We start from the raw sequence: 2,545 nt of genomic DNA, 5'->3' as shown, positions 1-2,545 counted from the left end.
GTAGATGAAGCGCACCTCGCCGCAGCTCCTGTCGCCTTGCACCACCGCGAAGTCGCGACGATCGAGCCGGTTGACGACGCCGACCAGCCGGAAGCGCGCAGCGTCGGTCTTCAGCCAGCGCATGTCCATGATGCGGCCGACATTGCCGTCGGTGACTTCGTAGAGCGTCCGGCCGCCGGCTTTCATATCGGCACGCAGTGCCGCAACATCGGAGGCAACCGTTTCGACGATGGCGTGAAAGGCCGGCGCCTCGTCGTAAAGCGTCTTCAGACCGCCCTCGCCGTCGACCCCGAAAACATCGGCGAAACCGAAACCCCTGGCATCGAGTGCGGCGAGCACCGCCGGATCGTCGACGATCGTCACAGGACCTTCGGCGCGCGCCGTCGGCGCCATGAAGGCAGCGATGAGGGTGGCAAGCAACAGAACGAGCGCGCGGCTCATTGGGCAGCCGTGCGCGCGTCGAAGAGGTCGCGCAACACCGGCACCAGTGCCAACGGCAGGTCCTCGGCGATCAGACCGGGTCCGAACCGGCTGCCGGTCTCAGCATGCAACCACACCGCCGCGCAGGTGCCCTCGAAGGGCGGCATGCCTTGCGCCAGCAAACCGGCAATGATGCCCGACAGCACGTCGCCTGACCCGGCTGTGGCCAGCCACGGTGCACCGTTGGAGTTGATCGCCGCTTTGCCATCGGGCGCTGCTATGACCGTGTCGGCGCCCTTGTAGACGATGACGGCGTTGGCCCGCGCGGCGGCCGTTCGCGCCTTGTCCAATTTCGACATGGTTTTGTCCCCGGCGATATCAGGGAACAGGCGGCCGAATTCGCCCTCATGCGGCGTGACTATCAAGGCAGGCGCATTCGGCTGACGGGCAGCTTCGAACATCGCCTGAGGCTGATGGGCCAGCGACGTGATGGCGTCGGCATCAAGAACCATCGCACTGGCGTGGTTCGCGGTCGCCTCGTCGCGTGCTTCCTCCTCCAAAGCCTTGATCAGCTGCAGGGCGAAATCGCCGACCTTGGGCTTTGGCCCAAGCCCCGGTCCGAACACCAGCGCTCCGGGATGGCGCGCCATTAGAAATTCCTGCACCTCCTCGAGCGAGCCCGCCTCGCGCAGCATGATCGAGGTCAGGTGCATCGCGTTCACCTGCATGGCATTGCCAGGCGACAGCACGGTGACCGCCCCTGCCCCGCTTCTGGCGGCGGCCAGCGCCGACAGCCGCGCCGCGCCCGTAGCACTTGGGCCGCCGGAAAAGACGCCGACATGGCCGCGCTTGTATTTGTGCGCATCCATCGCCGGCACGGGAAATTCCTGCAACCACAGGCCGGGCGCATTCTCGAAGGTCGAAACGGCGAGTTGGGCGATGATGCCGTCGCCGATGCCGATATCGGCGAGCACGATCTCACCGCATTGCCCGCGCCCCGGCAGCAGCAGGTGGCCAGGCTTTTTCCGCGCGAAGGTGATGGTGACCTCGGCACGAAACGCCCTGCCCAATATGTCACCGCTCCTTCCAGAGACGCCGGACGGCAGGTCGACCGCGACCACGGGCAGGCTCAGGGCTGTCACTGTATCGATGGCTTTCGCGGCGTCGCCGGACAGCGGCTTCGACAGCCCCGCCCCATAGAGCGCGTCGATCACGATCGAGCCAGGCTTGGCGTCAAAGTCAGACAGCGGCCGGGGCTTGATCGGGCATTCCGCGGCGGCGAGCGCCGCATCGCTTTTCGGCCTCGGCGCGCCGGATGCCCAGACCGATGTGCCGACGCCGCTGCCGGCCAAGATGCGGGCAACGACATAGCCATCGCCGCCATTGTTGCCGGGCCCGCACAGCACATGGATGTGCTTTGCCGAGGGGTAGCGCTTGAGAACCTCGGCCGCGACCGCTCCACCAGCGCGCCGCATCAGGCCGATGCCGTCGGCTGGGCCGGCGGCAATCGTCAGCCGATCGGCCTCGCTCATTTCGGCCGGGGAAAGAAGTTCGTTGCTCATGGATTGCCGATCCGCATGCGATCAAGCATTGTCCGATTTCGATCCTAAGCAAACAAGGGGGAGTTGCCGAGATCTGCAGCCATAACGTTGGCACGAAGGCCTCGCGGGCAGAAAGTTGCCTGAGGGATAGGCAATATGCCTGATTTTTGTGCGGACGGAGGTGCTGGCGCTGTGTAGGCTCTGGCAGTCTATGCCGCTTCCGGTGCAGCGAATGACGCGAATTTGCATCCCGGTGCGGCGCGGCTTTGAAATCTTATGAGACCGCTTAGAATCCGCTGAATTGGCACAGTTCGTGCTTGATGGAGGCGCAAGCGGGGGGTCACAACCCGTTTTTTTGGCAGTGGAGGCCACTTTTTACATGAAAAAGATCGAAGCGATCATCAAGCCATTCAAGCTCGACGAAGTGAAGGAAGCGCTTCAGGAGGCCGGACTGCAAGGCATCACCGTCACCGAAGCAAAAGGCTTCGGTCGTCAGAAGGGCCACACCGAACTCTACCGCGGCGCCGAATATGTCGTCGACTTCCTGCCCAAGGTGAAGATCGAGGTCGTGCTTGGCGACGACG

Annotated in this window: 2 protein-coding genes and 1 pseudogene; 1 reads left to right on the top strand and 2 read right to left on the bottom strand. The window is 64.2% G+C overall.

Annotation, left to right across the window (positions count from 1 at the left end):
• Together EN932_RS33800 and EN932_RS33795 are read right to left on the bottom strand one after the other, a co-directional pair.
• Positions 1-441: pseudogene (locus tag EN932_RS33800) on the bottom strand (hypothetical protein); the annotation flags it as partial.
• Positions 438-1,982, bottom strand: a complete 1,545-nt coding sequence (locus EN932_RS33795; protein WP_127385358.1) for an NAD(P)H-hydrate dehydratase — start codon at positions 1,980-1,982, stop codon at positions 438-440. The gene EN932_RS33795 and the pseudogene EN932_RS33800, both read right to left, overlap by 4 nt.
• A 358-nt stretch (positions 1,983-2,340) precedes the next feature.
• On the opposite strand from EN932_RS33795, the gene EN932_RS33790 reads away from it, so the two are divergent.
• Positions 2,341-2,545 (top strand): P-II family nitrogen regulator (locus EN932_RS33790; protein WP_164890773.1); only part of this gene is annotated, 205 nt, incomplete at its 3' end.

Source organism: Mesorhizobium sp. M7A.F.Ca.US.002.01.1.1, assembly GCF_004022955.1.
Lineage (GTDB): Bacteria > Pseudomonadota > Alphaproteobacteria > Rhizobiales > Rhizobiaceae > Mesorhizobium > Mesorhizobium ciceri.
The sequence above is the reverse complement of the archived record's forward strand: the minus strand, read 5'-3'. Positions and strand labels throughout refer to the sequence as shown.

Bases quoted from the DNA above. Each gene is read 5' to 3' on its own strand.
- EN932_RS33795 (WP_127385358.1), bottom strand. From the start codon at position 1,982: ATGAGCAACGAACTTCTTTCCCCGGCCGAAATGAGCGAGGCCGATCGG.